Raw genomic sequence first — 26,936 nt, forward strand, 5'->3', positions numbered from 1 at the left:
GGAAGGGTTCCCGCAGTACGGTGAGGGCCATGACCGACGACGACCCCGACATCCCCTCCGACTCCCATGAGCAGATGCGGGTCAGCGCCCAGGCCCTGCGGGGGCTGGCCCATCCCCTGCGCGCCCGCCTGCTGGACGAGCTCAGGCTCAACGGCCCGGCCACCGCCACCATCCTGGGCCAGCGCCTGGGGGAGAGCAGCGGCGCCACCAGCTACCACCTGCGCCAACTCTCGCGCTACGGGTTCATCGAGAACGAACCCGGTCGCGCGGGCGGACGCGAGCGCTGGTGGCGGATGCGGCCCGGCGGCTGGAGCATGTCGGGGCACGAGTTCCTCAGCAACCCCGAGACCCGACTCGCCGCCCAGGCCGTCCTCGGCCGTCTCTACCAGCAGAAGCAGAAACGGTTCCGGGACTGGGCCACGCTGGTCCGTGACAGCCCGGACCTGCCCGCGGTACGGCGCTGGAAGGACGCCGCCAACGACTCCACGAGCCACGCCCGGATGACCCCGGAGGAGGCGGCCGAGTTCGCCGACGCGCTCAACGACTTCCTCAGCTCCTGGGGGAAACGCTTCCAGGGGCGGACCCCCGAGAGCCACCCCGACACCGACGTCGTCCAGGTGGACACCGCCCTCTTCCCGGTCCTGCCCGAGGCGGAGAACAGGTCGGACGGGACCGCCGCCGAGGGGGGCTGGCTGTGAGGGTGCGTGGCGGCTTCTCCGGCGCTGCTCAGGCTCCGCGCAGCCTCTTGAGCGCGGCCACGTCGGCGGCGTGCGGACCGGCCGGGCCCGGGGTCTCCAGGACGAGCGGCACCCCGGCGCTCACCGGGTGGCGGAAGAGCTCGCCGAACGGCTCCGCGCCGATGTGCCCGGCGCCGATGTTCTCGTGCCGGTCCCTGCAGCTGCCGCACGCGGCCTTGGAGTCGTTGCAGTGCACGACCTTCAGCCGGTCGGCGCCGACCGCCTCGCCGAAGCGGTCCAGGGCCGCGCGCATGCCCTCCACCGTGGAGATGTCGTGCCCGGCGGCGAACATGTGCGCGGTGTCCAGGCACACGCCCACGCGCGGGTGCCACTCCAGCACCTCCAGGTAGGCTGCCAGGTCGTCGATGGTCGCGCACAGCACCTGGCCCTGACCGGCCATCGGCTCCAGCAGCACCGGCGGCACGTCCTCGCCCAGCCTCTCCAGCAGCGGCATCAGCCGTTCGCGGGTGCGCGACAGGCCGACCTCGCGTCCGCCGGAGACGGCCGAGCCGGTGTGCACGACCACGCCCAGCGCGTCGATCTGGGCCGATCGGCGCAGCGCGTGCTCCAGGGAGCGCACCGACTTCTCGGCGGTCTCCTCGCTGGGGGTGCCCAGGTTGATCAGGTAGGGGGCGTGCACGAACACGGGCAGGTCGGTGCGCTCGCGCATCCGCGCGTCCTGCACGGGGTCGCCCCCGTTGGTCGCCCACCCGCGCGGGTTGGACACGAAGACCTGGACGGTCTCGGCGCCGATCTCCTCGGCGTAGGCCAGGCCCTTGTCGGCCATGCCGCCCGCGACCGGGACGTGTGCGCCGACCGGGGACGGGGGCCGCTGCTGCTCGCTCTTCTCCATAGCCCAACAAGCCTAGAGGCCGGTCGGAGCCTCCCGTCCGTGCCGGTGCTCACACCGGTCCGCCCACTGGGGACGGGCGGAGGGGGGCGGCCGCCGTCCGGTCCGCCCGACCCCGGCGACGGTTCCGGTGCGGTTTCGGCCGGGTCACCAGCCCCCGGGCGGGATCGGCCGGTTGGAGTGGAACACCGCGCGCGGGTCGTACTCGGCCTTGACCCGGGCGAGCCGCGCGTGGTCGCGCTCGTCGAAGGCCTCGCGGACCTCGGCCTCGTCCATCGGCCCGAAGCCCAGCGTGAACGAGCGGCCCACCGTGTGCGGCTCGAACAGCGCCGCGGCCCGCTCGCGCAGGTCGCGCATCCCCTCGGTGTCCTCGGCCTCGGCGAAGGTCAGGACCGTCAGCGCGTAGGCGGCGCCCCGGTGCCCGACCGCGTTGGCGACCCGCGGCTCCCGGGCCAGCGCCCCGCCCAGGTGGCGCAGCCAGACCACGCAGAAGAACGGCGCCTCGCCCGTCATCCGGGCCAGCTCGGCCAGCGCCTCCCCGTCCAGCCGGTCCACCAGCACGCTGCGGCCGCGGAAACCCGCCTGGTCGTGGTGCTCGTCGAAGACCGCGCCCGACTCGCCGTAGGGCAGCTCGCGCAGGGTGTCCGCCAGCACCGGGGCGGCCGAGCGCAGCGGCTCCACCACCTTCGCCCCCTCCTCGACGGGGCCCGACCAGGCCACCGACACCTGGGCCACCTGGCGCCCGCGCATCGGCTCGGGCACGCCCGCCATGTCCGGGTAGACCATGAGGGAGGCCCCCGAGGTCATCTCCTCGGGCACCGTCTCGGCCCACCGCCGCCAGGTCTCCAGCGCGCCCGGTTCGGCGCCGGCGTCCAGGAGCAGGCTTCCGCCGTAGATCCGCGGAACCGGGAACAGGTCGATCTCCATGCCGGTGACCACGCCGAACGCGCCCGCGCCGCCGCCGCGCACCGCCCAGAACAGGTCCGGGTCGCTGACCTCGGTGATCTGCCGGAGGCGTCCGTCGGCGGTGACCAGGTCCACGCGCCGCACGTGGTCGGCGGCGAACCCGTACCGGCGGGCCAGCAGTCCCACCCCGCCGCCGAGTGCGTAGGAGACCGCGCCCACCTCCGGCGAGCTGCCCGACAGGGGTGCCAACCCGTGCCCGGCGGCCGCCTCGACGACCATCCGCCAGGTGGCCCCGGCCTCCACCCACGCCGTGCCCTGTTCGGGGTCCACCCGCACTCCGTTCAGGCGGTGGGTGGCGACGAGGACGCCGCCCACCATGCCCGCGCCGAGTCCGTGCCCGGTGAGCTGGGCCGACACCCGCAGCCCCCGTTCGGACGCCCAGGCCACGGCGGCGCGCACGTCCTGGGCGCCGACCGCCTCCACCACGGCGTCGGGCCGGTGCCGGTCCAGTAGCTGCATTCCCGTGCGGGCCCCGTCGTAGGCGTCGGTCCCGGGCGCGTGCACCGGCCCGCTCACCCGTCCGGTCAGGTCCTCCAGCATGTCCGTGTCACTCGTCGTGTTCTTGGCGCTCGTGGTCTCGTCCATGTCGGCCACCGTAGGAACCCATGCGGTCACAACACGGCCGCGATCTCTGGCAGTCTGCGTCCATGGGCGGATCCGTACGCGGGGAGATGCCGCAGCGGCTGCTGCGGCTGCTGTCGCTGCTCCAGGTCAGGCGCGAGTGGAGCGGCGCGGAGCTCACCGAGCGGCTCGGCGTCAGCGCCCGTACACTGCGCCGCGACGTCGAACGGCTGCGCGGGCTCGACTACCAGGTGGAGGGCACGCCCGGGGCGGCGGGAGGTTACCGCCTGGCCTCCGGGAGGGACCTGCCCCCGCTGCTGCTGGACGACGAGGAGGCCGTCGCGATCGCCCTGGGCCTGGTCACCGCGACCGGGGTCCAGGACAGCGCGCTGCGCGCCCTGGCCAAGCTCGAGCGCGTCCTGCCCGCCCGCCTGCGCCCGAGGCTGGCGGCCGTGGGCGGGGCCGCCAGCGCGGTGCCCCACCCCGACGTCCCCGGTGTGGACCCCTCCGTCCTGGGGGTGCTGGCCTCCTCCTGCCGCGACCTCGCCGTCACCGACTTCGACTACCGCGACCGTGAGGGCAACGCCCGCGAACGCCGGGTCGAGCCGCACCACCTGGTCTCCCACGGCGGGCACTGGTACCTGGTCGCGCACGACTCCGACCGCGACGACTGGCGCACCTTCCGGGTGGACCGCGTCAGCGGCCCGCGGCCCACCCACCGGCGGTTCGAACCGAGGCCGCTGCCCGCGCCCGACCCGGCGGCCTTCCTCACCCGCCTCTTCGCCGCGGGTGTCTACAGCCACACCGCGCACATCGTCCTGGAACTGTCCGCCGAGGCCTTCCACACCCGCTTCCACGGCCCCCTGCCCGGCCGGGTCGAGCCGCTGGACGGCCACCGCTGCCGGATCCGGATCAGCGCCGACTCCCTCGACCTGGTGTGCCAGTACACGGCGGCGGTCCTGGCCCTCGGCGCCCCCTTCGTCCTGGAGGCCCCGCCCGAGGTCACCGAGCGCCTGCGGGGGATCGGCGCGTGCCTGGACCCGCCGTGAACCGCGGTCGGCCGGAGGAGCGCTAGGGTCGGGGCCGTGAACACCGATTCCGCGCACCTGACCCTGTCCGACGTGACCGCCGCCTTCGAGCGGGTCTATCCGCCCGCGTGGGCCGCCTCCTGGGACGCGGTCGGGCTGGTGGCGGGCGATCCCGCGCAGCCGGTCGCGCGGGTCCTGTTCGCCGTCGACCCGGTCGACGCGGTCGTCGACGAGGCCCTGACCTGGGGCGCCGACCTGATCATCACCCACCACCCGCTGATGCTGCGCGGTGTCACCAGCGTGGCCGCCAACACCCCCAAGGGGCGGATCGTGCACCGGCTCATCCGGTCGGGCACCGCCCTGTACACCGCGCACACCAACGCCGACACCGCCTCGCCCGGCGTGTCCGACGCGCTGGCCCGCGCGGTCGGCCTCACCGGGCCGCTGCGGCCCCTGGACCCCGACGCCACCGACCCCGAGGGGCGCCGCGGGATCGGCCGGATCGGCGCCCTGGACCGGCCGGTGCTCCTGCGCGAGTTCGCCGAGCAGGTGGCCCGAGGGCTGCCCGCCACCGCCGCCGGGATCCGTGTGGCGGGGGACGCGGACCGCCTCGTGAGCACGGTCGCGGTGTCCGGGGGAGCGGGGGACTCCCTGCTCGGCGCGGCCCGGGCCGCCGACGTGGACGTGTTCGTCACCTCCGACCTGCGCCACCACCCCGCCTCGGAGTTCGTGGAGGACCCGGGCGGCCCCGCCCTGGTCGACACCGCCCACTTCGCCAGCGAGTGGCCCTGGCTGGCCGACGGTGCGCGCCACCTGGTCGACGCGCTCGGGCGCGCGGGCGGCCCGGATGGGGCTAACGTGGAGGTCCGTGTCTCGACGACGGTCACGGACGCCTGGTCACAGGCCGTCTCACACGTCTGAGAGAGCCCACAGGCCCCGCCGGGTCGCCGACCAAACTGGACAGAGCAGAGCGCGGGCGGCGTACTCGCCCTCCCCAGCCATCACAGGAGACGTCACACGTGAAAGCCGAACCCGCCGCACAGGCCAGACTCCTCACCCTCCAGGACCTGGACACCGACCTCCAGCGCCTGGACCACCGCGCGCGTACCCTGCCCGAGGTCGCCGAGGCGGCCCGGCTCAAGGAGCGGGTGGACCAGATCGACAGCGAGCTGATCACCGCCCAGACCGGGGTATCCGACGTCGAACGCCAGCAGCGCAAGGCCGAGAGCGACGTCGACCAGGTGCGCACGCGCGCCGACCGGGACGCCAGGCGCCTGGAGTCCGGGCAGATCACCAACGCCAAGGAACTGCAGAACCTCCAGTCGGAGATCACCTCGCTGGGCCGCCGCCAGGCCGAGCTGGAGGAGATCGTCCTGGAGGTGATGGAGCGCGCCGAGGAGCTCAACGCCGAGGTGGCCCGCCTGACCGCCGAGCGCGAGCGGGTCGTGGCCGAGCACACCGAGGTGGTGGCCCGCCGCGACACCGCCGCCGCCGGGATCCAGTGGGACCGCACCCGGGCCACCCAGGACCGCGAGCGCGTGGCCGAGGAGATCCCCGCCGACCTGCTCGCCCTCTACGACAAGATGCGCGCCCAGTACGACGGCGTGGGCGCGGCGCCGCTGCGCTACGGCCGCTGCGGGGGCTGCAAGCTCGCGCTGAGCACCGTCGAGCTCAACGAGATCCGCGCCCAGGCCGCCGACGAGGTCGTGCGCTGCGAGGACTGCCGCCGCATCCTGGTCCGTACCGAGGAGTCGGGTCTGGGCGGCCGGACCGAGCAGTGAGCACCGGCTGGGGGGCGCCGCCCGACACCGCACCGACCCGGCTCGTCCTGCTGCGGCACGGGCAGACGCCGCTGTCGGTGGAGCGCCGTTTCGCGGGCCGGGGCGACATCCCGCTGACCGAGGACGGGCACGCGCAGGCCAAGGCGGCAGCGTGCCGCCTGGCCCCGCGGCCGTTCGACGCGGTGGTGTCCTCGCCGCTGCGACGCACCAGGGACACCGCGGCCCACGCCGCCGAGGCGCTCGGGCTGCCGGTGGAGATCGACGAGGGGTTCGTCGAGACCGACTTCGGCGTCTGGGAGGGGATGACGTTCGCCGAGGCGCGGGCGCAGGCCCCGGCCGAGGTGGACCGGTGGCTGGCCGACCCGGAGACGGCGCCGCCCGGCGGGGAGAGCTTCGCCGCGGCGTCCCGCAGGGTGGCCGCCGCCCGCCGGGCCCTGGTCGAACGGCACCGGGGGCGCACCGTCCTGGTGGTCACCCACGTGACCCCCATCAAGGCGGTGGTGCAGCAGGCCCTCCTCGCCCCGGTGGAGGCGCTGTACCGGATGCACCTGGACACCGCGTGCCTGACCGAGGTGGACGTGTTCGCCGACGGGCCCATGGTGGTGCGCTCCCTCAACGACACCGCCCACCTGGTGTGAGGGTTCGAGGGGGGACGAGGCCGCTGCGGCGGGCGTAGAATGGGCGGCGAGGGGAGTCGGCCAGGCGGTCGCGGACCGCGCCTGGTGCGCGTGTTCGAGGAAAGTCCGGACTCCACAGGGCAGGGTGGTCGGTAACACCGACCCGGGGTGACCCGCGGGACAGTGCCACAGAAAGCAGACCGCCACCGCTCGCGGTGGTAAGGGTGAAACGGTGGTGTAAGAGACCACCAGCGGCCGGAGTGATCCGGTCGGCTCGGTAAACCCCACCCGGAGCAAGGTCAAAAAGGGAACCTCCGGGTTCCCGCGCGGATGTTCGAGGGCGGCCCGCCCGAGTCCGCGGGTAGACCGCACCGAGGCCGTCGGCAACGGCGGTCCCAGATGGATGGCCGCCCGGTTCCTCGGAACCGACAGAATCCGGCTTACCGGCCGACTCCCCCTCACACACCCTCCTGACCAGGCGCGCAGCGCGGGGGAGACGGCCGTGTTCCGGTTCTGTTCCGGACTGCGGATCAGCCGGAGCGCAAGAGCAGGTCGATCGCTCCGCGCCCGAGTTCCTCGTGATCGGGGAACAGGTGCCCGTAGGTGTCGAAGGTTTCCGTGATCGAGGCGTGCCCCATCCGGTGTTGGATGGCCTTCGGGTTCACTCCGGCGGCGATGAGCGCCGAGGCGTAGAAGTGCCTCAGATCGTGGAAGCGCGTGCCCTGGGGAAGGCCAGCCTTGGCGACCGCCTTGGACCAGGCCGAGTTGAAGGCGGAGGGCTTGGCCACAGCCTTCCAGGTGTTGCTGATCAGTACTTGTCCCGGTGCCGGTTCGTAGAGCTCCATGTGCCGCTGGACCTCTTCGAGCACCAGGTCGTCAACGGGCACCATGCGCCGGGAGTACTTCGTCTTGAGTTCCACGAGCTTGCCCTTCTGCGCCTGGAGGCGCACGTCCACATGGCGCTTGGTGAAGTTGATCCGCGGAACCGTGAGGCCGAGCGCTTCACCACGTCGCAGCCCGGCACCAGCACCGAGGAAGACCGCCACGCGGTAGCGCGGACTGATCTCCTCCGCCAGGGCGAGGACCGCATTCACCGGAAGCGGGTCGATCACCCGGTCACTGAGCTTGGGAAGCTTCACCCGCGAGCACGGATTAGCGGTGATGATCTCGTCATCCACGGCGGCCTGCATCAGGATGCGCAGTGTCGCGAACGCCGTGTGCACCGTACTCGCCGACAGCCCTGGGTCAGCCGTCATCCGAGCCACGAAGGACTTGGCGTCAGCCCGTGTGATGCTCCCGACCTCACGACCGCCGAACGCCGCGTAGACCCGGTGTCGAAGGTGCCGATCGTACGTCTCGCGGGTGTTCTCGCTGACATGCACCAACTGGGGCAGCCAGCGCGTCTCCGCGTACTCGCTAAGTGTGATCCGGCCTGCCCGAGGGTCCACGTAGACCCCTCGGAGCCGGTCCGCCTCCATGACCGAACCGTGGTTCTCCGCGTCGATCTTGCGGCGAAAGGCCTCCGTGGCCTCCTTCCCGTCCGGGCCCATCCACACAGCTAGGTAGCGCTTGCCCTTGCCGTAACGCGTGGTCTTCTTGCCGTCGCGTGTCTTCCATAGGTCTCGCACACGAGCCATCAGTGCACCTCAGTCCTGTTCCAGGACCCAGGCGCGGACCTCGGTCGGTTCGTAGCGGACGTGGCGGCCGACGCGGTGGGACGGTGGTCCGGTGCGCAGGTAGCGCCACTGGTAGAGGGTCTTGGTGGGGACGCCGAGGTAGGCCGCGGTTTCGTCCAGGGTCCACAGCCGGTCGAGGGTCTTCATCGAGCCGCCCCCGCGTCTTCGGTGGAGCGGCCCATCCCGGCGACCATGGACGCCAGCGCCCACTCTCCCGGGGTGAGGCCCTGCCCGAGGTAGTGCCAGTTGCCCAGGGTCAGCGTCGAATCCTCTTCGCCCTGGACCACGAGCGGGGTGAAGGTCTCGGTGTCCCATGGGCGTCCGGCGGCGTAGTCAGAGCGCACCTGACGCAGCTTGCCCAGGGTGGTGGAGTAGCGCCGGGACTTGGTGGAGAAGTGGCCCCGGAACCCGAGCATGTGCGCCCACTGGCGCAGCTTGAGGTCTTCGAGCTGGGGGTACAGGCGCGTGTTACCAAGACGCCAGCAGGTGTAGATGAGCTTGCCCGCGTGCGCGCGCACCTGCGTCATGTCCACGTGGTCGATGTCGTGGATACGCCGGTCCAGGGTGCCGGTGTCCTCAGCGGCCTTGGTGGCGTACTTGGCGATGTACCCGGCCACGGCCGTGTCCGTCAGCGCCCGGTCGGGGCCGAAGTCCTCGATGGGGCGCACGTCCACCTGCTCACCCCACGCCAGAGTCCAGGTGCGGCCGTTGATCTCAGGAGAGGTGAGCGAGACCGTGCGGGCGGCCGAGTCCACGGCGGCGGTGAGCATGTCCATGCTGGCCCACACCGGAGGCGGCGGCCAGCCGGTGGGGTCCTTGGTGTAGCCGTCCAGCCGGATCACGGCGTGGAAGTGCACCGCGCCTCGGGACTGGAACTCCGCGACCTTGGCGTAGGAGATGCGCACCCGCTTGGCGAAGGCCGTGCGCGAGAGCTCGGCGGCCGAGGCGAGGTGGTTGCGCAGGTACAGGGTGAAGCGCCGCCACAACTCCCCGGTGTGGGCGTGCCAGAGCACGTGACCGACGTAGTCGTAGGCGGCCGGGTCGAGCGGCTGGCCGATGAGGGGGTCTTCGGCGCGGTGGTGGGTGAAGCAGGCCGCACCGGTGCGGCGAGGGTGGCACACCCGGGTGCGGCCGTCCTTGCCGGGGCCACGGTGGACCGCCCCGAAGGAGGGAGCGGTCAGGGTAACGAAGGCCCGGGGGTGCACGCCGACCGATGTGGGCACGCCCTTGTCCCCGCCGACGATTCCGGCCTTGACCAGGTGGTAGGTGTCGGCCCGGTACTCCTCCGAGCAGGAGGGGCAGCGCGAGGCCCGGCGGTTCTTGCACCGCATGAGCAGTTCGTTGCCGGGTTCGGTGGCGGTGGAGTAGCGCGAGAGCAGTTCCCCGGTGGAGGCGTTCACACGGGTGGTCTCGCCGGTCAGGCGCACGGGGCAGGCGCAGCCGCGCAGGGCACGGGTGCGGGTGATCCACCGGTCGAGGTGGTTCTCGTCCAGGGCGGTGATGCGGGCCAGGGCGGGGCCGAGAAGACCACCGATGTGTTCGGGTTCGGGCATGGCGAAGAGGCCTTTCGTGGATAGGTGAGGCCCCGGCGCGGCTGGTGTTGTGGAAGCAGGGCCGTCGCCGGGGCCAGGAGAAGGGGTTACAGGTGTGCGGAGGTCACCACGTCTGCTCGCAGTCGCGGCACTCGTAGCCGGTGACGGTCTTGCCACCGTCGTAGCTGTATTCGGTCATGTCGTTGCCGTGGCAGTTCGGGCACCTCATCGGGCGTCCTGGGAGCCGCTGGTGGCGATGAGCGCAGAGGCGAACAGGGCGGCGTGGTGCATGGCCTGGTCCACGTGCGGAGCGCCCCCGGCCTCGTAGAAGCCCTTGGAGCCGGTGCGGGTCATCCACCAGCGCACCGGCCAGCGGCGGTCGATCACCGAGTGCGTCACCCAGGACACCGCGACCCCGGCGGCCAGCCGGGCCGGGGAGAGCCGCAGCCCCAGGACGCGGGAGGTGAGGCCGACAGCGGCGAGCTGGGCCAAGTGGTAGGTCGCTACGTGCGCCTGGTTCGCGGTCCAGGACTCCATCTTGTGCTGGGCCTGGTGGTCGTTTTGGAGCAGGTAGTCACCCACGTGGTGCGCGGCCGTCATCGCGGCGAGCACGGCGGGGAAGGCGTGGGATGTCATAGGCTGATCGAGCCCCTTTCGTTCCTTGCATTCGCGTGTTGGGTTCGTTGGGTAGGTGAACCGGGGTGCGGCGGGTGTGTGGAAGCAGCGCCGCACCCCGGACTTGGTCTCAGGCACTGGGGCACTGGTCCGGGTGGTAGTCGGACGTGCCGTCGCGATAGACCAGGTCACCGCAGTTGCTACAGATTTCCAGCCGTCCCATGAAGAGCCTCCTGTTCGTTTCAGGCGGACCCGGTTGGTCCCCACACCGCCCCGTAGGGCGGCATGGCCATCAACCGGATGGCCGGGCGGGTTCTAGGCCGACTTGGGGCAGCTGTAGCAGCGCTCCGGAACGGTGCCGAGGGGGCCGCTGTAGCTGACCGGGTGTCCGCAGTGGCGGCAGGTCTCGGTGCGCCTCATCGGGTCGGCCTCCCCACGGTCAGCTTGTCGTTGTCGCCCTTGGTCGGCTTCTCCCAGCAGTTCACGGTGATCTCTCCTTCGTTCGGTCTCGCGTGTTGGGTTGGTTGGTCAGGCGAAGCGGGTGGCGGGTCGGCGGGTGTGTGGAAGCAGGCCGCCCACCGGGTCAGGTCGGGGTATGGCCGTAGCCGGAGCACCCGGCGCAGGTGTGGCCCTCGCTGGTGATGCCGTGGCCGTAGCAGTTCGAGCACAGGTGGCTGTCAGATGCGGTCATCGCGGGTCAGGGCCTGTAGACGACGGTCTTGCCGGAACCGTCGCACTTGCCGCAAGTCCCGTACCGGCGTCCGCCGAGGATTCCCAGCTTCTCGACCACGACTCGGCCGGTGCCGTTGCAGATGATGCAGGTCTCGTACTTGGTGTTTGCCATGGTGTTCGGCCTTCCTTAGCTCAGTTCTCGTTTGCGGGGGTCTTGCCGGTACCTATGCAGGACAGGCACCAGGCCTGCTGTCCGGGCAGGTCCTTGCGTCGCATAGGCACCTCTTCCACGACCTGTCCGGTCCCCGTGCACTGCGGGCAGTCCTTCACAGCGGCACCGTTCCGGTTCCCTTGCAGGTGGGGCAGGTGCTGTACTTGCGAATCAGGAGCCCGATCTTCTGAGTGAGCACGCGCTTGGTGCCGGAGCACTCCAGGCACATCACGGTCTTGGTCTTCATGGCGTTGGCCTTTCAGGTCGTGCCGGTTCCGTGGCAGTTGGTGCAGTCCCCGGTGCGGCTGACGCCGGTTCCCGCGCAGGTGTGGCACTGCATCGCTTCGCCTCCTCTCAGGTGGTGATCTGGTCTCGCAGGGTCGCGGCCACCGTTTCGGAGACCCCCAGGCGGGAGCGCAGCGCGGTCACGGTGATCTCGCGGCCGTGGGTGACGCGGTAGTCCTGCGCCAGTTGGGCGGCGTAGGAGGCCAGCGGATGCCCCTGTTCCACGGCGGCCGGGGCCGGTTGTGGGACGGGAGCCACCGGGGCCGGTGGGGGTTGGGGCGCGGGGGCCGGAGCGGGTTCGGTGTGCTGCCAGTGCACCTCGGTGACCCGGAACTCCTCATGCTCGGAGGTCACCGGTTCAGCAGGCGCAGGCTCCGGAGGTTCCGGGGCCGAGTGGGCGGCGCGGCGTTCCAGCATCGAGACCGCGACCAGGAACGCGGCGGCCGGAACGGCGGCCATGATCCAGCCCCACACCGTGGGTTGGGCCGTGGCCAGGTTCGCGGCCAAGGTCAGCACCACCGCGCCGACCAGGACCACGGTCGGCCAGGTCACCCCGTCCTTGACGCCCCGAGCAGCGTCACGCTGGCGTTCCCGAGCGGCCATGACGCAGGTCAAGTCGATGGAGACCGCCACGGCCCAGGCCATCCACCCGTGCTGTCCGGACTTCTCGGCCAGGTCACGGATGTGGGTGAAGGAGCCCGCGGCTGCGATTCCGGCCAGGACCAGGATCGGAGCCCAGTCCGCCGACAGCGACGCCAGTCGCTTCACCGTTCACCACCCCCTCTCGATCTCGCGGTAGTGGTTCTCACACACCCACTCGTTCGTGCTGGTGGTCTTGGTGTACGCGGGGTTGCAGCACCGCGAGCACCAGTAGGAGAGGCCCATCAGGACAGCTCCTCTTCCAGCCGGTCCCAGTCCACGGCGTCCACCGGGACGAGGTCTTCGGTCGTGCGGACCTCACCTGCAACCAGCAGGTCCCAGGCCGGGGCCATGTGGGCGAACTCGGCAGAGGCCTCTTCGGCCATCTGTTCCGTGGTCAGGTCCGACCGTCCCCGGTACCAGCGCCCGTCAGATCCCACCGTCACGGCGACCCCGGGCATCTCGGCGGGGATCTTCAACGCGGCCGACAGCGAGTCCGGGGCCAGGTCACCGAGCGCCATCTTGGCGGTCTCACCGTCGTTGACCCGGTGGCAAATGCGGCCGGTGATCTGAGCGCGCAGCGCCGTCACACCCGGGCCGAGGTCGGATCCGACCCGCTGTCCGGCCACGACCAGGTACAGGCCGAACGCGCGGCCGAGCTGGGCGTTGCGCAACAGCAGAGTCGAGGTGCGCGCGATCTCGTCCTTCTCGGACTTGTCCGTCATCAGGTACAACTCGGCGACCTCATCGACCACGGTCACCACCGGCGTGGGCCGGGCCTTTTCGGGGAGCTGCCAGATGTTGCGCACCCCAGCCTCACGGCACAGCGTCATGCGGTCGGTGAGCATGGTCATCAGGTCATCGAGCAGCCCCGCGCACTCGGTGCGGGTCGTGGCCAGCTTGGACATGCGCCGGACGTAGGGGGTCAGTTCAACCCCGCCCTTGAGGTCCAGTCCGGCCAGCGCCACCGGCTGTGGTGCGAGTTGGTACACCAGAGCGTTGATGTCGGTGGACTTGCCCGACTGAGTGGCGCCCATGATCAGCCAGTGCGGGACCGCCCGGAAGTCGATGATCCACGGGTCGCCGGTTTCCAGGGTGCCCATGCGGACCTTGAGCAGCTCCCAGTCCGCCGCGAGCGGACCAGGGTTGGTCACGGTGCCCAGCGGGTCACGTCGGGAGGCGGCCAGTTCCACCCACCCGGGGCCGGAGGTGCGCAGCCGGACCGAGTGCACCCGCCAGGCGTGCGCGAGCCGAGTGAGGGCCTGGGCGTAGTCGTCGGGGGTCTGCCCGTCGTGCAGCCGGGCGCGGACCCGGAACCCGAACGGGGTCGGACGGAACCGTGACAGACGCGGCTTCTTCTCCACGCTCACCCGCTGGATACCGCCCTTGACCTTGGTCTTGCGGCGGGTGTGCGACAGGCCGCATCCCTGGGACACGTGCTCCCAGGTCAGGTAGACCCGCAGCGCCGAGCCGACCAGTCCGGGGCCGTAGGACCAGGTGGTAGGTGACCAGTGGTGCCAGGCGGCGGCCGAGAGCGGCACCGCAGCGGCGGCCGGAGGCACCGCCCACAAAATCTCGGGGAACATCTACCGGCCCTCCCACAGCGTCGTCATCCCGGAGTTCACCGCGTCCGGCGCGTACCCGGACAGGTACGCCATCAGGTCTCGGAGTTCTTCGTAGGTGCGCTTGTCAAAGTTCAAGCGCTCCCACACGTCCTTGGGGTCCATCGGTGGTCCTTCCTCTCAGGGGGTTTCGCCCTTGCCCTTGCAGGTTGGGCACAGGGTGGTTTGGTAACCGGGCATGTGCCGGACCTCCCCGGTACCCGCACACACCGAGCAGGCGGGCATTACTCAGCGGCCTTGCGCAGGTCCATGGGCGCGACCGAGGAGGCCGCGAAGGCCACGCCGTGGCGGCCGTTGGTCTCCCACGGGATCGCGGTCAGGCCCTGCACGGTCAGCGGGGTGCCCAGGCGGGCGGTGATGGCGTGCGTGGCCGGGAAGCTGACCAGCAACGTCTCGGCGTCGTTGTCCTCCACCTGCGCCAGCACCTTGAGCTGCCACATCGGGGAGCCGTCGGCGTTGTACTTGATCTCGCCGGTGGTGCGGTCCTTGACCTTGGGGCGCGGGGAACCGGCAGCGATGAAGACCATCTGGGACGTGTCCACGGGGATGCTTCGCATCAGGAATCTCCTTAGTGCACTTGGTGTTCTAAGTTGTGAGTACTTTGTACACCAAGTTGGAGTGGGGGGCAAGGAGATCAAGGCAAGCCGCACGTCGCTTAGAGACCTAAGTGCACTAAGCTCGCAGGTCAAGGAGGGATACATGAAGTTCGCAGAAGACGAGGTCTTCTACCGGCGCATCGTGGACGACATCCGCGCGAAGATCCAGCGTGGGGACCTGAAGCCGGGAGACAAGCTGCCCTCCTTCGCTGAGATCGCCAAGGAGTACGAGGTCTCGTCCACGGTCATCAAGAACGCGGTCCAGGCGCTCAAGACCTCCGGTGACATCTACGGCCGGCAGGGCAAGGGCACGTTCGTCAGCTCTCGGAAGAAGGCACAGCGTGTCCGGCGCATCCCGTTCGACCGGGGCAAGAGCACAGGCAGCACCTTCGCCCAGGAGATGGAGAAGCTCGGGCTCGAACCGAGCGCGCGTCTGGTGAAGTGCGAGGTGGAGCCAGCGTCACCCGAGATCGCGGATCACCTCGGGGTACCTGCGGGCACCGAGGTCCTAGTTCGTCAGCGCCACATGAGCGCTTCCGGCCGCCCGGTCCAGCTGGCGACCTCCCACATTCCCATGACCGTCGCTGGAAGCATCGACATCGCCTTCCCCGATGTCGGTCCCACGGAGATGTACCGGCGCCTCGGGGAGCGAGGACACAGGCCGGTCAGGTTCACCGAGGAGATCACCATCCGCCGGCCTCTTCAGGAAGAGGCGGAGTTCCTCGGAGTCGACGGAGGGCTTCCGGTCATCGTGGTGACCCGGACGGGCATTGACGCACAGGGCACGAACGTTGAGGCGACGGTGAACGTCTTGGATGCCTACGCCTGGTCACTCGTCTACGAGTGGGAAGAGAGCCAGGATGACTGAGGCTCCACGACACTCAGTGAGCGTCACGGGTGTGGTGTTCAACGATGACGGCCAGGTCCTCGCGATCGAGCGCGACGATGATGGCCGATGGGTTCCACCCGGCGGCGTTCTGGAGCTTCACGAGGACCCGAGAGACGGGGTTGTCCGCGAGGTTTTCGAGGAGACCGGGGTGAAGGTCAGGCCGGGGCGCCTGGTCGGGATCTACAAGAACATGCCACTCGGCGTGGTGAGCATGGCCATCGCTTGCACGGTCGAATCCGGAGAACCCCAACCGTCGGATGAGGCGAAGGTGGCCCGCTGGATCAGCGTCGATGAGGCCCGTCAACGGATGCCTGAGGCGAGGTTGGTTCGTGTTCTGGACGCGCTACGAGACGACGGCCCGTTCATCCGCTGCCACGACGGCACGAACCTGGTGTGAACCAGGGAAGCGACCCGGAGGACCTTGAGTCTTCCGGGTTTCTTCATGCCCGGAACCGGGTGATGAGAAGTTTCCTTACGTCTTCAAGCCCGCACCTGCGGTGCGGGGCAGCCTGCGGCTGAGCTGGGTGGTCGGGTGCGGGACGCGGCCAGGAGGGCGGATGGCCGGGCGCGTTGCTGGCGGCTGCGGCCCTGCGGTCGCCACGGCGAGAACACTGCCTCCGGCGGGGACTCCGGGCTCCAGGAAGCGGGGGTGGCTGCGCACGGTGCAGGTCTGCTGTGGTGGTGCGCCCCTCTCCCCTTTCACCCGTCGTCCAGTCAAGGACCTACCACACCACCCAGGGGCCACAAGGTCGTTCGTACAGTGGGGCGCTCCACCTTGTGGCCCCTGGGTGGCGCGGTTGCGCTGCGCGTGGACGAAGGGTGACGGGAAGAGGGGCGGGGCGGGAGCGTGGTGGGGGAAGGGGAGGCGGGGGGTGGGCCTGGTTCCTTTGCTGGTTCGACCCGGACGGGTCGAAGCGCGAAGCGGACGAGGCAGGCCGGGCCGGGATGTGAGGGAGCGGACGCGAGAACAGGACGCGGGGCCGGCGGGGTGTTTCAGGGGACGGGCGCGAGGACCAGGGCGTGAGGCACGCGGGTGTCGCGGGGCATGAACCACCGGGGATTCTCTCCGGCGGATCAGTGCGAGCGTTTTGATGTACCGAGCAACCAAGAGTGCGCAAGCGCGGTTGCTGGACACCCTGACGGGTGTCCGGCGGTAGGCGCGCCGCGTCCGCGCTCGCCTGCGTCCCGCGCGGCGCGTCCTCGCGCGCCCCGCCGTGCCCAAGAGGTCGGGCACGGCGTTCGTCCCAGGGGGTCGAACCAAGGGCAGCAAAAGTCCAGGGACCAAGGGGTGGACTGGACCGACAAGACGGCAAGGCCGGGGCGTGCGGGTTCCAGAGGACCAGGCCAGGGCAGCGGGTGACGTGCGCAGGACACCAGGAAGCAGGGCCTCAGAGGAGCGCAGAAGGCAGAGAAGAGGGGAAGGGCGGGGGAGCGGTCGGAGAGAGGACAGGAGGGCCAGTGGGTCTGTTCCGGCTGTGTTCCGGAGTAGGCCGGGGAGCACTGAGGAACAGCGAGAAGCCGCGAGACCTGTCATCGCAGGTGACGCGGCTTCTGGTGGTATCGGTCGAGGCCAGCAGGCCGGGGGTAGTGGAATCCGGCTTACCGGCCGACTCCCCCTCACACACCTCCCTGACCAGCGGCGCAGCGCGGGGGAGACGGCCGTGTTCGCTCTCCGCTCGCTCCGGGGGACCAACCGGACCGCAGGAGCAGGTTGGTCCCCCGTGCCCGGCCCCCGCATGAGCCGGGCCGGTGCGGTCCCGTCCGCGGCGTTCCGGCGGGTGGGGACCCCCGGGCGGCGTACCGGGGCCGCGTCCTTACCGGGGCGGTGCGCCGGGACCGCCCGGGGGCCGCTCCCGGCGCACGGGTACAGTCCTACAGCCCGCCGGTGATGGCCCCGGGCCCGTGCGCACCGATAGATTGGCCCCTGCGCTCCCTATCCCGGGCGAGCTCCGGAGCGCGTACGCCCGTGGGCCGACGTCCGGGGTCGGGCCCAGCGGGCATCCGCGTTCACGGGAATGGGTGACTCTTGTTCGACTCCACCGCCTTCTGGGTGGCTCTCTTCGGTCTGCCGGTCCTGGCCATCGTGGTGATCGTCCTGCTCGCCTCCTACCAGGCCTCAGGCGTTCAGCAGGACGGACGCGACGACGCGCCCGACGAGGACTCCTCCACCAGCTGATCCCCGTGGTCCGCATCCGGCCTCGGATGGGGCACGGGGTCGTCCACGTCCTGGACGCCCTGCACGGGGGCGAACTCCCCCGTCTCGGCGTCCAGAAGGTGCACCCTCGCCGTCTCCAGGTCGTAGTACATCCCCGTCAGCGTCAGCTCGCCCGCCTCCACCCGCTCGCGGACCACCGGGTAGCTCATGAGGTTGCCGATCTGCGCCTCCACGTTGGCCTGAGCCAGGCGGCGCAGCGCCTCCGCCGTGGGCAGGCCCGCCAGGGCGCCCGACTCCTCGCCCGCCCGAACCAGGCTCTCCGAGCCGTTGGACAGCCAGCGGCACATGTGCGATGCCGCCTCGTCCGCCTCCAGGTGGGCCTTCTCCAGCAGGGCCTGCATCGCGCCGCAGTGGGAGTGGCCGCACACCACGATCGAGGGCACCCGCAGCACGTTCACCGCGTACTCGATCGCCGCTCCCACCGACCCGTTGTCGGGGGTGTCGCGCGGCGGCACCAGGTTGCCGAGGTTGCGCACGGTGAACAGGTCTCCGGGGCCGCTCGCGGTGATGAGGTTGGGCACCACGCGCGAGTCGGCGCAGGTGACGAACAGCGCGGTCGGGTTCTGGCCGTGCGACAGGCGGCTCATCACCGACCGCATCCGGTCGGTGGTGCTGGCGTGGTACTCGCGGGCGCCGGCCGCCAGCAGGCCCAGCGCGTTCACCCCGCGGTCGCCGTCACCGCGCATCCTCCAGGGGGCCCACCCGCGGGCCAGTCCGCCCGGCGCGGTCTTGGCGGCGGGCGCCGACCGCGTGGAGCTGCGCGTGTACCACTGCTCGTGCACCTCGTCGATGTCGACGCTGCCGCCGGTGCGCTCGTGGTCCACCCGCCAGGCGTGGATGGCCTCGAAGGCGGCGTGGTCCATGAAGTCCACGTGCAGGTCCAGGTCGACCCGGGAGCCCGAGGGGACGGTGCGCAGCACGTGCGCCAGCCGGGGCACGCCCAGGAAGGTGAGCGAGCCGTGCACGGTGATGTGCACCCGGTCGTCGCGCTCCTCGGTGGTCACGGTCAGCTTGGTGAGCCTGCGCAGGGAGACGATCATGGCCAGTCCGAAGCCGATGAACACGCCCTCCAGGAGCCCCAGGAACACCACGCCGAACAGGGTCACCAGGTAGACGCTGGCCTCGTGGTGGCGGCGCAGGTCGCGCAGGTGGGCGACCGAGACCATCTGCACGCCGATGAACACCAGCAGCGCCGCGAGCGCGGGCATCGGGATCAACTCGACCACGTGCGCGAACAGGGCGACGAAGAGCAGGATCCACACGCCGTGCAGGATGGTCGAGAGCGGGCTGCGCGCCCCGGCGCGCACGTTGGTGGTGCTGCGCACGATCACACCGGCCACCGGCAGCCCGCCCAGGGCGCCGCTGAGGGTGTTGGCCGCGCCCTGGCCGCACAGCTCGCGGTTGAGCATCACCCGGCGGCCGCTGTGCATGCGGTCCACGGCGATCGCGGCGAGCAGGGACTCGACGCTGGCGACCATGGCCACGGCGGCCACGCTCAGGGCGATGCCGTCCCACTGCCCCGCCTCGGGCAGCATCGGGCCGTTCCAGGCGTCGGCGAGGGAGTCGGGCAGGGCGACGGTCTGCACCTGCCAGCCGCTCGTGGTGGAGATGAGGGTCGCGGTGGCCACGGCGACCAGCGCGGCGGGCACCGCGGCGGGCCGCAGCCGCCCGAGTGAGGGCAGCCTGTTCCAGGTGAACATGATCGCGATGGTGATGACGCCGACCGCGACGGCCGGGGTGTGGTTGTTGGCGATCTGGTGGGGCAGGTCGGCGATGTTGGCCATCGCCGAGCTCTGCGGTTCGCCGCCCAGGACCACGTGCAGCTGGGCCAGGGCGATGGTGACGCCGACCCCGGCGAGCATGCCGTGCACCACGGCGGGGGAGACGGCCAGGGCCGCCCGGGCGATGCGGAAGGCGCCGAGGGCGAGCTGGACCAGCCCGGCCAGCAGGGTGATCAGGCAGGTCACCCGCCAGCCGTAGGTCATGATCAGGTCGGCGACGATGATGGTCAGACCGGCGGCGGGGCCGCTGACCTGGACCACGGACCCGCCGACGAGCCCGGCGACGATCCCGCCGACCACGGCGGCGATGATCCCGGCGATGAGAGGGGCGCCGGAGGCGACGGCGATCCCCAGGGACAGGGGGACGGCGACCAGGAAGACCACCAGTGAGGCGCCGACGTCGGCGGCGATCCCCTTGTGGCGGTCGGGACGGTGCCCGGGTGAGGCCGTGGGCGGCCTCTCGGGTGTGACTCCCTGGGCGTCGTTGCGCATGGTTACTCCGTTCGGGTTGGACCAGGCAAGTGATGCGTGGGCGCACGGGGACTGCGGTGTCCGGATCGGGGGGTGTGCGTGGATACGCGGGATGAGAGGACGTTCCTGAGGGTGTCCCCAGCATCACCAACTGTAGCCATTCTCGGCCACGGAGTGTTACGGTCTGTTGTTCGCTTGGTAACCATTTTCCTGTCTTCACATGTCCCGGGGACAAACCCGGACAGATAAAACCCCGAGGTGGCGGGATCTCCCGCTGCCTCGGGGTGTGAAGTGATGTACTTCTCGTGTGGCCTGAGGTCCGGAAAGGGCCACTACCGTGTGTTACGGACGTCCGGAAGGTCAGATGAAGCGGCCGTCCTCGTACCCGCCCTCGTAACGGTTGCGGTCGTGGCCGTGCGGGTCACGGGAGTCGGCCGGGTACGGTCCCGGAGCCTGCGGTCCGCCGGGGTGCCGCTCCTCCTCGCCGGACTGCCAGTCCCGCGCGGGCGGGAAGCCGCCGTAGCCGGGATGCCGGGGTTGCTGGGGCTGGCCGCCGGGCGGGTAGCCGGCCGGGTCCCCGGGGTAGCCGCCGGTGCCCGCGGCCGGGTAGCCGAACGGGGGCTGTCCGCCGTAGCCCGCGACGGAGTCCCCGCGCACCTGGTCCACCGGGTAGCCGCCCGTCGGGTAGCCGGGAGCCTCACCGGGGAACGCGGACGGGTGGCCGGGCTGGCCGACCGGCCCCTGGCCGAACGGCGTCGGCGGTCCCGGGGTTCCCGAACCGCCGGTCCCGCCGGGGAAGCCCGTCGTACCGGAAACGCCGTGGACGCCCGGGGCCCCGAAGGCGCCGCCGTCCTCCTGGCCGCCCCACAGCGGGGGGTTGGGGTCCGGCTGGGCCGGACGGCTGTGGTTGCCGGTGTCGTAGGAGGACCGCTGGTGTGCCCCGGTGTCGTAGGGGGAGCGGTGGTGGGTTCCGGTGTCGTAGTCGTTGCGGTTGAAGGAGTCGGTGTCGTAGGAGGGGCGGGTGTGGTTGCCGGTGTCGAACTCGGGTCGTCCGGTGCCGGGCATGCCGTAGTCCGCGTGGCTGTGGTTGCCGGTGTCGTAGGAGGACCGCTGGTGCGCTCCGGTGTCGTAGGGGGAGCGCTGGTGTGCCCCGGTGTCGTGGGACGCCTCCGACCGCGACCGGTAGCCCCCTGTCAGGGGGTCGACGGGGTCGCCCGCGCCGCCCGGGGACGCCTGGCCCGCGCCCGGTGCCGCGCCCGCGCCGCCCTGCCCGCCGCCGAAGCCGAGCTCGGAGCGCTGGTGCGCGCCGGTGTCCATGCTGGACCATATCGGCGAGCTCGTGCTGGTGTCCGGTGCCGGTGCCGGTGCCGGTGCCGAGGGCCGAAACGTCGGGTCGAGCGGGTCGCCGGGGGACGCGCCCCGCGCACCGGCGGTCCCCGGGTAGTCCGAGCGGCTCATCGACCCGCTGTCGTAGAACGATCTGCCCTGGAACGGATCTCCCGAGAACGGGACGGGGCCGGACCCGCCGAGCGGGTCGCGCCCCGAGGGGGACCCCAGCGGGTCACTCCCCGAGGCGGACCCCAGCGGGTCGTGCGCACCTGTGGAGGACCCCAACGGATCGGTTGAGGAGGGCGAGTAGGAGGAGGCGCGGGGCGACCACGAACCGGTGCCCAGGGGATCGTCGGCGGCCGAGGCCGCCGGTGCGGCGGGCTGGGAGGGCTGGGGAACCCCCTGCGGGGGTGTGGCCTCCCGCGCAGGGGGAAGCGCGGAACGCGGCGGAGCCCCCGGCGGCAGGGCGCGCTCGTCATCACCGGGCGCTTCGGCCCCGCGCCGCCTGCGGCCCCGGCTCCGCGACGGCTCCTCCTCGTTCTCCACCGGCTGGGGCCCGCTGCCCTGGCCCAGGCTGGCCAGCATGGCCAGGTCCGCGGAGGGGTCGCTGTTCCTGCGGCCTCCGGCGGCGGGCAGGACCGTGGTGGCTCCGGGAGGCCCGGACGGCTCCTCGTCCTCGTAGTCCCCGTACCCGTCGTCGTAGTCGTCGTCCTCGTACTCGTGCGCGGTCACGGTGACGGCGGAGTCCCGGTCCCCGCGCCCGTCCCGCGCCCCGGAGGGACGCTGGGCCGGGCCGTCCTCGCCCAGGCTCGACCAGAAGTCGTTGTCGGAGAGGGAGTCGTCATCGTCGTCCCAGTCCGCGTCGAGCTTGCGCCTGCCCCGGGGACGCCGCTCCGCCCTGGCGCCGCCGCCCTGGCGGGACCGGCGGCTGCGTCCGCGCGGCTCCGGTTCCCCGTCGTCCTCGTCCTCGTCCTCGTCGGGGTCGCGGCCCCGACTCCGGTCGCGGGCCCGCTCCCGGCCGCGGGCGCGGCCGCGAGGCCGATCCTCGTCGCCCTCGGCGTCCTCGTGCTCGTACTCGTCGTCGTAGTCGTCCTCGCGGGAGCCGGAGCTCAGCGCGCGCATGCCCAGCAACAGGAGTACGAGCACGGCGAGCACGACGATGACGGCGATGATGATGATGACGGTGACGGTCATGGTGTACGCACTACCTTGGGGAGGTCGGCCGCGCCCGGGTCGCACCGGTGACCGGCCAGGAGAAGGCCGGTCGAGGGGAGGCGGTGACCTCCGGGGACCGCGGTGATCCGGTGGGTTCGGCCTGCGCTTGCGGGGGGACGCAGGCGGTCCGGTGCGGTTTCGGGTCAGGGCGCCGCGCGGCGAGTGGACGAGTATCGGTCATCTGAAATGGGGCGGGGGGCACAGACCCACTGTATGCGTTGTCGTGCTCCGTGTGCAGAGGGCGACGGGAGCTTCCTCCAGGAATCACCGTGACCCCGGATCCGTCGGGTCATCCGGGGCCGATCCGGAGGGAACGCCCGCGGTGAACTATGTCACTCGCTGCGTGTGACCAGCGAACCGCGGGCGACGGCCTGCTCCGCGATCGCCTCCAGGGAGGCGCTCAGCGTCGCGCCCTCGGGCAGGTCCAGCTGGCTCCGGAGGGCGTACACGGTGAACCGGTACTCGTAGGCCTCGTCGGGTTCGGGGCAGGGCGGGTCGTAGGCGGACTCGCCGATGCTGTTCTGGCCCTGCTTGGCGTCGGCCGGCACGGTGTTCTGGCGCAGCTCGACCAGTTCCGGGTCCAGGTCGTAGACCACCCAGAACACCTGCGCCACCTGCGGGTCGTCCATCACCAGCGCGATCGACCCGGCCTCGTCGGGAAGCCCCGACCAGCTCAGCGGCGGCGAGTACGCCTGCTGGGCCTCCTCGGGGTCCTCGGAGCCGCCCGTGTCGCCCTGACCCTCCGCGGCGGTCTCGGCCGCGCCCTCGCAGGAGTAGGCCGCGGGAAGCGGTTCGCCCTCCTGCATCAGCGGGCTGGTGACGTTGATGTCGTCGGGCATGTCGCCGTTCTGCGCGGGGGAGAGGATCCCGCAGCCCGTGGTCAGGGCCACGACGGCCCCGGCCGCCACCGCGCCCGCGCGCGTACCGGGGGACGGGCGGGCCGTACGCGGTGCACCGGTGGTCCGGGGGAAGGGGAGGGCCGGGAACAATGGGACTCCTGCTTTTCGGGCCGTGGAGGCGAGCATCTCGGTGACACGGGCGCGGCGCTCGGAGGAGACCCGGCGCCGGACCGGCGGGGAACGGGCGGCTCCTCGGGCGGGCGCCGACGACACGTTCCCCAGCGAACCTTACTGCGGTCAGGCGGGCGTTCGGTCTCCCGTCCGCACCCGTGCGGTCCCTCACGGGCCGCGGACACCCGCGCCCGCGCCCCCGCGCTCCCGTCCGCGCCCCGCCGGTTCCAGCCCGGTGGGAACGGGACGCGGGCAGTGCCGTAACGGAGAGCGTTCGTCCGTACGATCGGTGATCATGGGTCGGTGCGGTTCTCCATCCTCGGGCCCCTGGCGGTCCACGACGCGTCCGGGCGGCCCGTCGCCATCGGCGGCGCGCGCCTGCGCACGCTGCTCACCCTCCTCCTGCTACGGCCCGGCCAGCGGATCGCCAACGACGAGCTCACCGACGCCGTCTGGGCGGGGAGCCCGCCCGCGTCGGCGGGCAACGCCCTCCAGGCCCTGGTCTCCCGTCTGCGCCGCGCGCTGGGGGAGGGCGTGCGCATCGACGGGGACGCCTCGGGCTACCGGCTGGCGGTCGAGCCCGGCCAGGTGGACCTGGCCGAGTTCGAGACCCTGTTCAGGCGGGGGCGGGCCGGGCTCGCCGCGGGAAGGGCCGCCGACGCCGCCCGCGACCTGGGCGAGGCCCTCGCCCTGTGGCGCGGACCGGCCCTGTCGGACCTGACCGCGCACGGCCTGGCCGAGGACACGGCGCTGCGCCTGGCCGAGACCCGCCGCGCGGCCCTGGAGGACCGCCTGACGGCCCTGGCCGACCTGGGTCTGTACACCGAGGTCCTGCCCGAGGCGGAGGCCCTGTGCCGACGCGAACCGCACCGCGAGGGCCCCCTCGTACTCCTGGTGCGCGCGCTGGCCGCCACCGGCCGCACCGCCGACGCCCTGGCCGCCTACGAGCGCTTCCGCTCCCACCTGGCCGACGAACTGGGCCTGGACCCCTCACCCCAACTGCGCGACCTGCACCTGAGGCTGCTGCGCGGCGAACTCGACGCGCCCCGCTCCGCCGAGCCCCCCGCCCCGCCCCCGCCCCCGGCCCCGCCTCTGCGCCTGCCCGCCACCCTGACCAGCTTCGTGCCGCGCGACACCGAGGTGGACACCGCCGTCGACCTGCTCACCCGCGAGCGCCTGGTCACCCTGCTGGGCCCCGGCGGCGCGGGCAAGACCCGCCTGGCGATCGAGAGCGCCTCCGCGCTGGCCGAGCGGGCGCCCTCCCTGCTCTCCCGCGGCGGCTGGTTCGTCGAACTCGCCTCCAGGACGGCGGCGGACATCCCCCAGGCCCTGGCCTCCGCGCTGGAGCTGCGCGAGCACGCCGTGCTCCAGGCACGCTCCGCGACCCCCGCCGCCCCCGCCGCGCTCGTCCCGCTCCTGGAACGGGTGGTCTCCTTCGTCGGCGACCGCCCCGTCCTCCTCGTCCTGGACAACTGCGAGCACGTCGTCGAGGAGGTCGCCCCCACCGTGGCGACGCTGCTTGCCCGGTGCCCCGGCCTGCGGATCCTGGCCACCTCCCGCGAACCCCTGGGCGTGCCCGGCGAACAGCTCCTGCCCGTTCCCTCCCTGGACCTGCCGCCCGAGGGCGCCGACGCGGACCGGGCCGCCGACTGCTCCTCGGTCATCCTGTTCGCCGAACGCGCCGCCGCCGCGCGCCCGGGCTTTCACGTCACCCCCGACAACGTCGCCCACGTCGTCCGTGTCGTCCGCGAGCTGGACGGCCTGCCACTGGCCCTGGAACTGGCCGCCGCGCGCCTGCGCTCCATGAGCACCGCCCAGCTCGCCGACCGGCTCCGCGACCGCTTCCGGCTCCTCACCGGGGGCACCCGGTCCGCGCTGCCGCGCCACCGCACCCTGCGCGCCGTCGTCGACTGGAGCTGGGACCTCCTCGACGAACCCGAGCGCCGCCTGCTGCGCCGCCTGTCGATCTTCGCCGGGGGAGCCACCCTGGAGGCCGTCGAACGGGTCTGCGCGGACCCCGGCACCGAGGGGGAGATCGGCGGCCACGACGCGTGGACCGTCCTGTTCACCCTGGTCGACAAGTCCCTGGTGGTCGCCGACAACCCCGAGCGGGACGACACCCCGCCCCGCTACCGGCAGCTGGAGACCGTGCGCGCCTACGCCGCCGAACGCCTGGCGCACAGCGGGGAGGAGGAGCGCGTCCGCGACGCCCACGCCCGCCACGTCCGCGACCTGTGGCGCTGGGCCGACCCGCTGCTGCGCGGTCCGCGCCAGGGGGAATTGCTCGCCCGCCTGGCCGCCGAGGCCGACAACTGCGGCGCCGCCGTACGCTGGGCCGTCGAGCGGCGCGACGCCGGACTGGCCCTGGACCTGGTCGAGTGCACCCAGTGGTACTGGACCCTGTGCGGCTCCTGGCGCCAGCTCCACCAGTGGGCCGTGGACGTCCTGGACATGGTCGGCGACCGGGCTCCCGAGGGGCGCGCCGTCGCCTACGCCAGCTGCCTGTTCCAGCGGGCCGACACGACCACCGACCACGGGGCGGTGCTGGAGCGCATACGCGAGGCCGAGGCCGTCCTGGAACAGGCCGGGCATCGGGCCGAGGAACACCACATGCTCGTCTACGGCCTGGTGTACAAGGCGCTGCTGGAAGGGACCACCGGCGCCGCCCACGAGCGCCTCGCCGCCGCGGCCGACCAGCCCGACCCGTGGATGCGGGCCCTCGTGGGACTGCTGCTGTCCCTGTTCGACGCGGTCAACGGGCGCATCGGACGCTCCACCGAGCGCGCGAACGCCGCTCTGGAGCAGTTCCGCGCGTGCGGCGACACCTGGGGCGAGTGCCAGGCGCTCGTCCAGGTCGTGGACGTGTACCGGTTCGAGGACCTCGACCGCTGCCGCGACCTGCTCTCCCTCGGCGTGCGCAGGGCCGAGGAGTCGGGGTTGGAGGCGCTGGCATGGGTGTTCCGCGTCCGCCGGGCCCAGGTCCTCACCGATCTCGGCGACCTGGAGGCCGCGCGCGAGGACCTGTGGGAGCTCCTCGGCTCCGAGCGGCCCGTGGAGAAGGAGCGCATGGTGCTGCTGCGCCTGGCCGAGGGCCAGTGGCTGCGGGACGCGGGGGAGCCGGACGCGGCCCGCGAGGCCCTGGACCGGGCGGGCGAGGACCTCAAGGGCCTGGGCGGGTTCTCCCCCGTCTACGTGGAGGCGGGCTGGCGGACCCTGTACACCACCGTCGCCTGGAAGGCCGGTGACACCGGGGAGGCCTGGGAGCACGTCCGGCGCGCGTGGCGGCTGGTCCACCACGGTCTGGGCCCCGTGCGCGCGGAGGTCCTGGACACCCTCGCGGTGATGGTCGTCGGGCGGGACCCGCGGCGCGGCGCCTGGCTGCTGGCCTGCGCCGAGACACTGCGCGGTATGGCCGACACCGCCACGCCCCTCGTGGTGCGGGCCCGCGAGAGCGCGCGCCGGGAGCTGGGCGTGCGGGAGTACGACCTCGTCGTCGCCGGGGTCCGGGACACCCGCGCCGACCTGATCCACGGGCTCGTGGACGCGTGGCTGGCCGCGGACGCGCCCGGCGGCGCGGAGCGTCCCTGACCCCCCGCCCGCCGTGTCCGGAGCCGCCCCGGCGGCCCCGGACGGGGAGG

The 26,936-nt window shown here is 72.1% G+C and carries 24 protein-coding genes and 1 other RNA gene; 10 read left to right on the forward strand and 15 right to left on the reverse strand.

What is annotated here, in order from left to right; all coding sequences use genetic code 11:
* Positions 1-29: 29 nt before the first annotated feature.
* Complete coding sequence (locus HGB44_RS20975; protein ID WP_061082382.1) at positions 30-698, forward strand: transcriptional regulator; 669 nt, start codon at positions 30-32, stop codon at positions 696-698.
* Between the two features lie 28 nt (positions 699-726).
* Here HGB44_RS20975 and HGB44_RS20980 read toward each other — a convergent pair whose 3' ends face one another.
* Entirely contained in the window at positions 727-1,590 is an 864-nt protein-coding gene (locus HGB44_RS20980) for a deoxyribonuclease IV (RefSeq protein ID WP_061082381.1), read from the reverse strand.
* A 144-nt stretch (positions 1,591-1,734) separates the two neighbouring features.
* Entirely contained in the window at positions 1,735-3,138 is a 1,404-nt protein-coding gene (locus HGB44_RS20985; protein ID WP_210751942.1) for an FAD-binding oxidoreductase, read from the reverse strand.
* 62 nt (positions 3,139-3,200) lie between these two features.
* Here HGB44_RS20985 and HGB44_RS20990 point away from each other — a divergent pair, with 62 nt between their 5' ends.
* From HGB44_RS20990 to rnpB, 5 genes are all read left to right on the forward strand, one after another.
* Positions 3,201-4,163 carry a helix-turn-helix transcriptional regulator gene (locus HGB44_RS20990; protein ID WP_061082379.1) on the forward strand — a complete coding sequence of 321 codons (963 nt, stop codon included), beginning with the start codon at positions 3,201-3,203 and terminating at the stop codon, positions 4,161-4,163.
* Positions 4,164-4,199: 36 nt separating this feature from the next.
* The gene (locus HGB44_RS20995) at positions 4,200-5,063 is read left to right on the forward strand and encodes a Nif3-like dinuclear metal center hexameric protein (protein WP_061082378.1); all 864 of its coding nucleotides are present in this window, start codon (positions 4,200-4,202) and stop codon (positions 5,061-5,063) included.
* A 98-nt stretch (positions 5,064-5,161) separates the two neighbouring features.
* Positions 5,162-5,923: a zinc ribbon domain-containing protein gene (locus HGB44_RS21000; RefSeq protein ID WP_061082377.1), complete on the forward strand. Its 762-nt coding sequence runs from the start codon at positions 5,162-5,164 to the stop codon at positions 5,921-5,923.
* Positions 5,920-6,561: a histidine phosphatase family protein gene (locus HGB44_RS21005; RefSeq protein WP_061082376.1), complete on the forward strand. Its 642-nt coding sequence runs from the start codon at positions 5,920-5,922 to the stop codon at positions 6,559-6,561. Before HGB44_RS21000 ends, HGB44_RS21005 begins: the two co-directional genes overlap by 4 nt.
* A 52-nt stretch (positions 6,562-6,613) precedes the next feature.
* Positions 6,614-6,999: RNase P RNA component class A (gene rnpB, locus HGB44_RS21010), an RNA gene on the forward strand.
* Between the two features lie 71 nt (positions 7,000-7,070).
* Here rnpB and HGB44_RS21015 read toward each other — a convergent pair.
* The 10 genes from HGB44_RS21015 to HGB44_RS21060 all read right to left on the reverse strand — a co-directional run bounded on the left by HGB44_RS21015 (position 7,071) and on the right by HGB44_RS21060 (position 14,349).
* Positions 7,071-8,177: a tyrosine-type recombinase/integrase gene (locus tag HGB44_RS21015; protein WP_061082375.1), complete on the reverse strand. Its 1,107-nt coding sequence runs from the start codon at positions 8,175-8,177 to the stop codon at positions 7,071-7,073.
* 9 nt (positions 8,178-8,186) lie between these two features.
* Positions 8,187-8,363, reverse strand: a complete 177-nt coding sequence (locus tag HGB44_RS21020; RefSeq protein WP_061082374.1) for a helix-turn-helix transcriptional regulator — start codon at positions 8,361-8,363, stop codon at positions 8,187-8,189.
* On the reverse strand, positions 8,360-9,769 hold the full coding sequence (locus HGB44_RS21025; RefSeq protein ID WP_061082373.1) for a replication initiator: 1,410 nt from the start codon (positions 9,767-9,769) through the stop codon (positions 8,360-8,362). The genes HGB44_RS21020 and HGB44_RS21025 overlap by 4 nt, the downstream gene beginning before the upstream one ends.
* A gap of 204 nt (positions 9,770-9,973) precedes the next feature.
* The gene (locus HGB44_RS21030; RefSeq protein ID WP_061082372.1) at positions 9,974-10,384 is read right to left on the reverse strand and encodes a DUF3307 domain-containing protein; all 411 of its coding nucleotides are present in this window, start codon (positions 10,382-10,384) and stop codon (positions 9,974-9,976) included.
* A 676-nt stretch (positions 10,385-11,060) separates the two neighbouring features.
* On the reverse strand, positions 11,061-11,207 hold the full coding sequence (locus HGB44_RS21035) for a molecular chaperone DnaJ (RefSeq protein WP_168444090.1): 147 nt from the start codon (positions 11,205-11,207) through the stop codon (positions 11,061-11,063).
* Between the two features lie 154 nt (positions 11,208-11,361).
* A complete protein-coding gene (locus HGB44_RS21040) occupies positions 11,362-11,493 on the reverse strand; it encodes a hypothetical protein (RefSeq protein ID WP_061082371.1) in 132 nt (43 codons plus the stop codon).
* A 107-nt stretch (positions 11,494-11,600) separates the two neighbouring features.
* Positions 11,601-12,299: a DUF2637 domain-containing protein gene (locus HGB44_RS21045; RefSeq protein ID WP_061082370.1), complete on the reverse strand. Its 699-nt coding sequence runs from the start codon at positions 12,297-12,299 to the stop codon at positions 11,601-11,603.
* Positions 12,300-12,415: 116 nt separating this feature from the next.
* Positions 12,416-13,756 (reverse strand): FtsK/SpoIIIE domain-containing protein, encoded by a 1,341-nt coding sequence (locus HGB44_RS21050; protein ID WP_061082369.1) that lies wholly within the window; start codon positions 13,754-13,756, stop codon positions 12,416-12,418.
* Positions 13,757-13,897, reverse strand: a complete 141-nt coding sequence (locus tag HGB44_RS21055; RefSeq protein ID WP_168444091.1) for a hypothetical protein — start codon at positions 13,895-13,897, stop codon at positions 13,757-13,759.
* Between the two features lie 119 nt (positions 13,898-14,016).
* Positions 14,017-14,349, reverse strand: a complete 333-nt coding sequence (locus HGB44_RS21060) for an SCO3933 family regulatory protein (protein ID WP_061082368.1) — start codon at positions 14,347-14,349, stop codon at positions 14,017-14,019.
* 142 nt (positions 14,350-14,491) lie between these two features.
* Here HGB44_RS21060 and HGB44_RS21065 point away from each other — a divergent pair, with 142 nt between their 5' ends.
* The 3 genes from HGB44_RS21065 (at position 14,492) to HGB44_RS21075 (ending at position 17,453) form a co-directional block, all read left to right on the forward strand.
* Positions 14,492-15,256, forward strand: coding sequence for a GntR family transcriptional regulator (locus tag HGB44_RS21065; protein WP_061082367.1), 765 nt, complete (start codon positions 14,492-14,494; stop codon positions 15,254-15,256).
* Positions 15,249-15,674 carry an NUDIX hydrolase gene (locus tag HGB44_RS21070; RefSeq protein WP_061082366.1) on the forward strand — a complete coding sequence of 142 codons (426 nt, stop codon included), beginning with the start codon at positions 15,249-15,251 and terminating at the stop codon, positions 15,672-15,674. Before HGB44_RS21065 ends, HGB44_RS21070 begins: the two co-directional genes overlap by 8 nt.
* 1,629 nt (positions 15,675-17,303) lie before the next feature.
* On the forward strand, positions 17,304-17,453 hold the full coding sequence (locus HGB44_RS21075; RefSeq protein WP_017567933.1) for a hypothetical protein: 150 nt from the start codon (positions 17,304-17,306) through the stop codon (positions 17,451-17,453).
* Here HGB44_RS21075 and HGB44_RS21080 read toward each other — a convergent pair.
* From HGB44_RS21080 to HGB44_RS21090, 3 genes are all read right to left on the reverse strand, one after another.
* Positions 17,402-19,765 carry a SulP family inorganic anion transporter gene (locus HGB44_RS21080; protein WP_061082365.1) on the reverse strand — a complete coding sequence of 788 codons (2,364 nt, stop codon included), beginning with the start codon at positions 19,763-19,765 and terminating at the stop codon, positions 17,402-17,404. The genes HGB44_RS21075 and HGB44_RS21080 overlap by 52 nt on opposite strands.
* A gap of 339 nt (positions 19,766-20,104) precedes the next feature.
* Positions 20,105-22,267 (reverse strand): hypothetical protein, encoded by a 2,163-nt coding sequence (locus HGB44_RS21085; protein ID WP_168444092.1) that lies wholly within the window; start codon positions 22,265-22,267, stop codon positions 20,105-20,107.
* 353 nt (positions 22,268-22,620) lie between these two features.
* Entirely contained in the window at positions 22,621-23,277 is a 657-nt protein-coding gene (locus HGB44_RS21090) for a YbhB/YbcL family Raf kinase inhibitor-like protein (protein WP_061082600.1), read from the reverse strand.
* Between the two features lie 324 nt (positions 23,278-23,601).
* On the opposite strand from HGB44_RS21090, the gene HGB44_RS21095 reads away from it, so the two are divergent.
* A complete protein-coding gene (locus HGB44_RS21095) occupies positions 23,602-26,886 on the forward strand; it encodes an AfsR/SARP family transcriptional regulator (RefSeq protein ID WP_061082601.1) in 3,285 nt (1,094 codons plus the stop codon).
* Positions 26,887-26,936 lie beyond the last annotated feature (50 nt).

Origin of the sequence: Nocardiopsis alborubida (assembly GCF_012396365.1) — a bacterium.
Classification (GTDB): domain Bacteria; phylum Actinomycetota; class Actinomycetes; order Streptosporangiales; family Streptosporangiaceae; genus Nocardiopsis; species Nocardiopsis alborubida.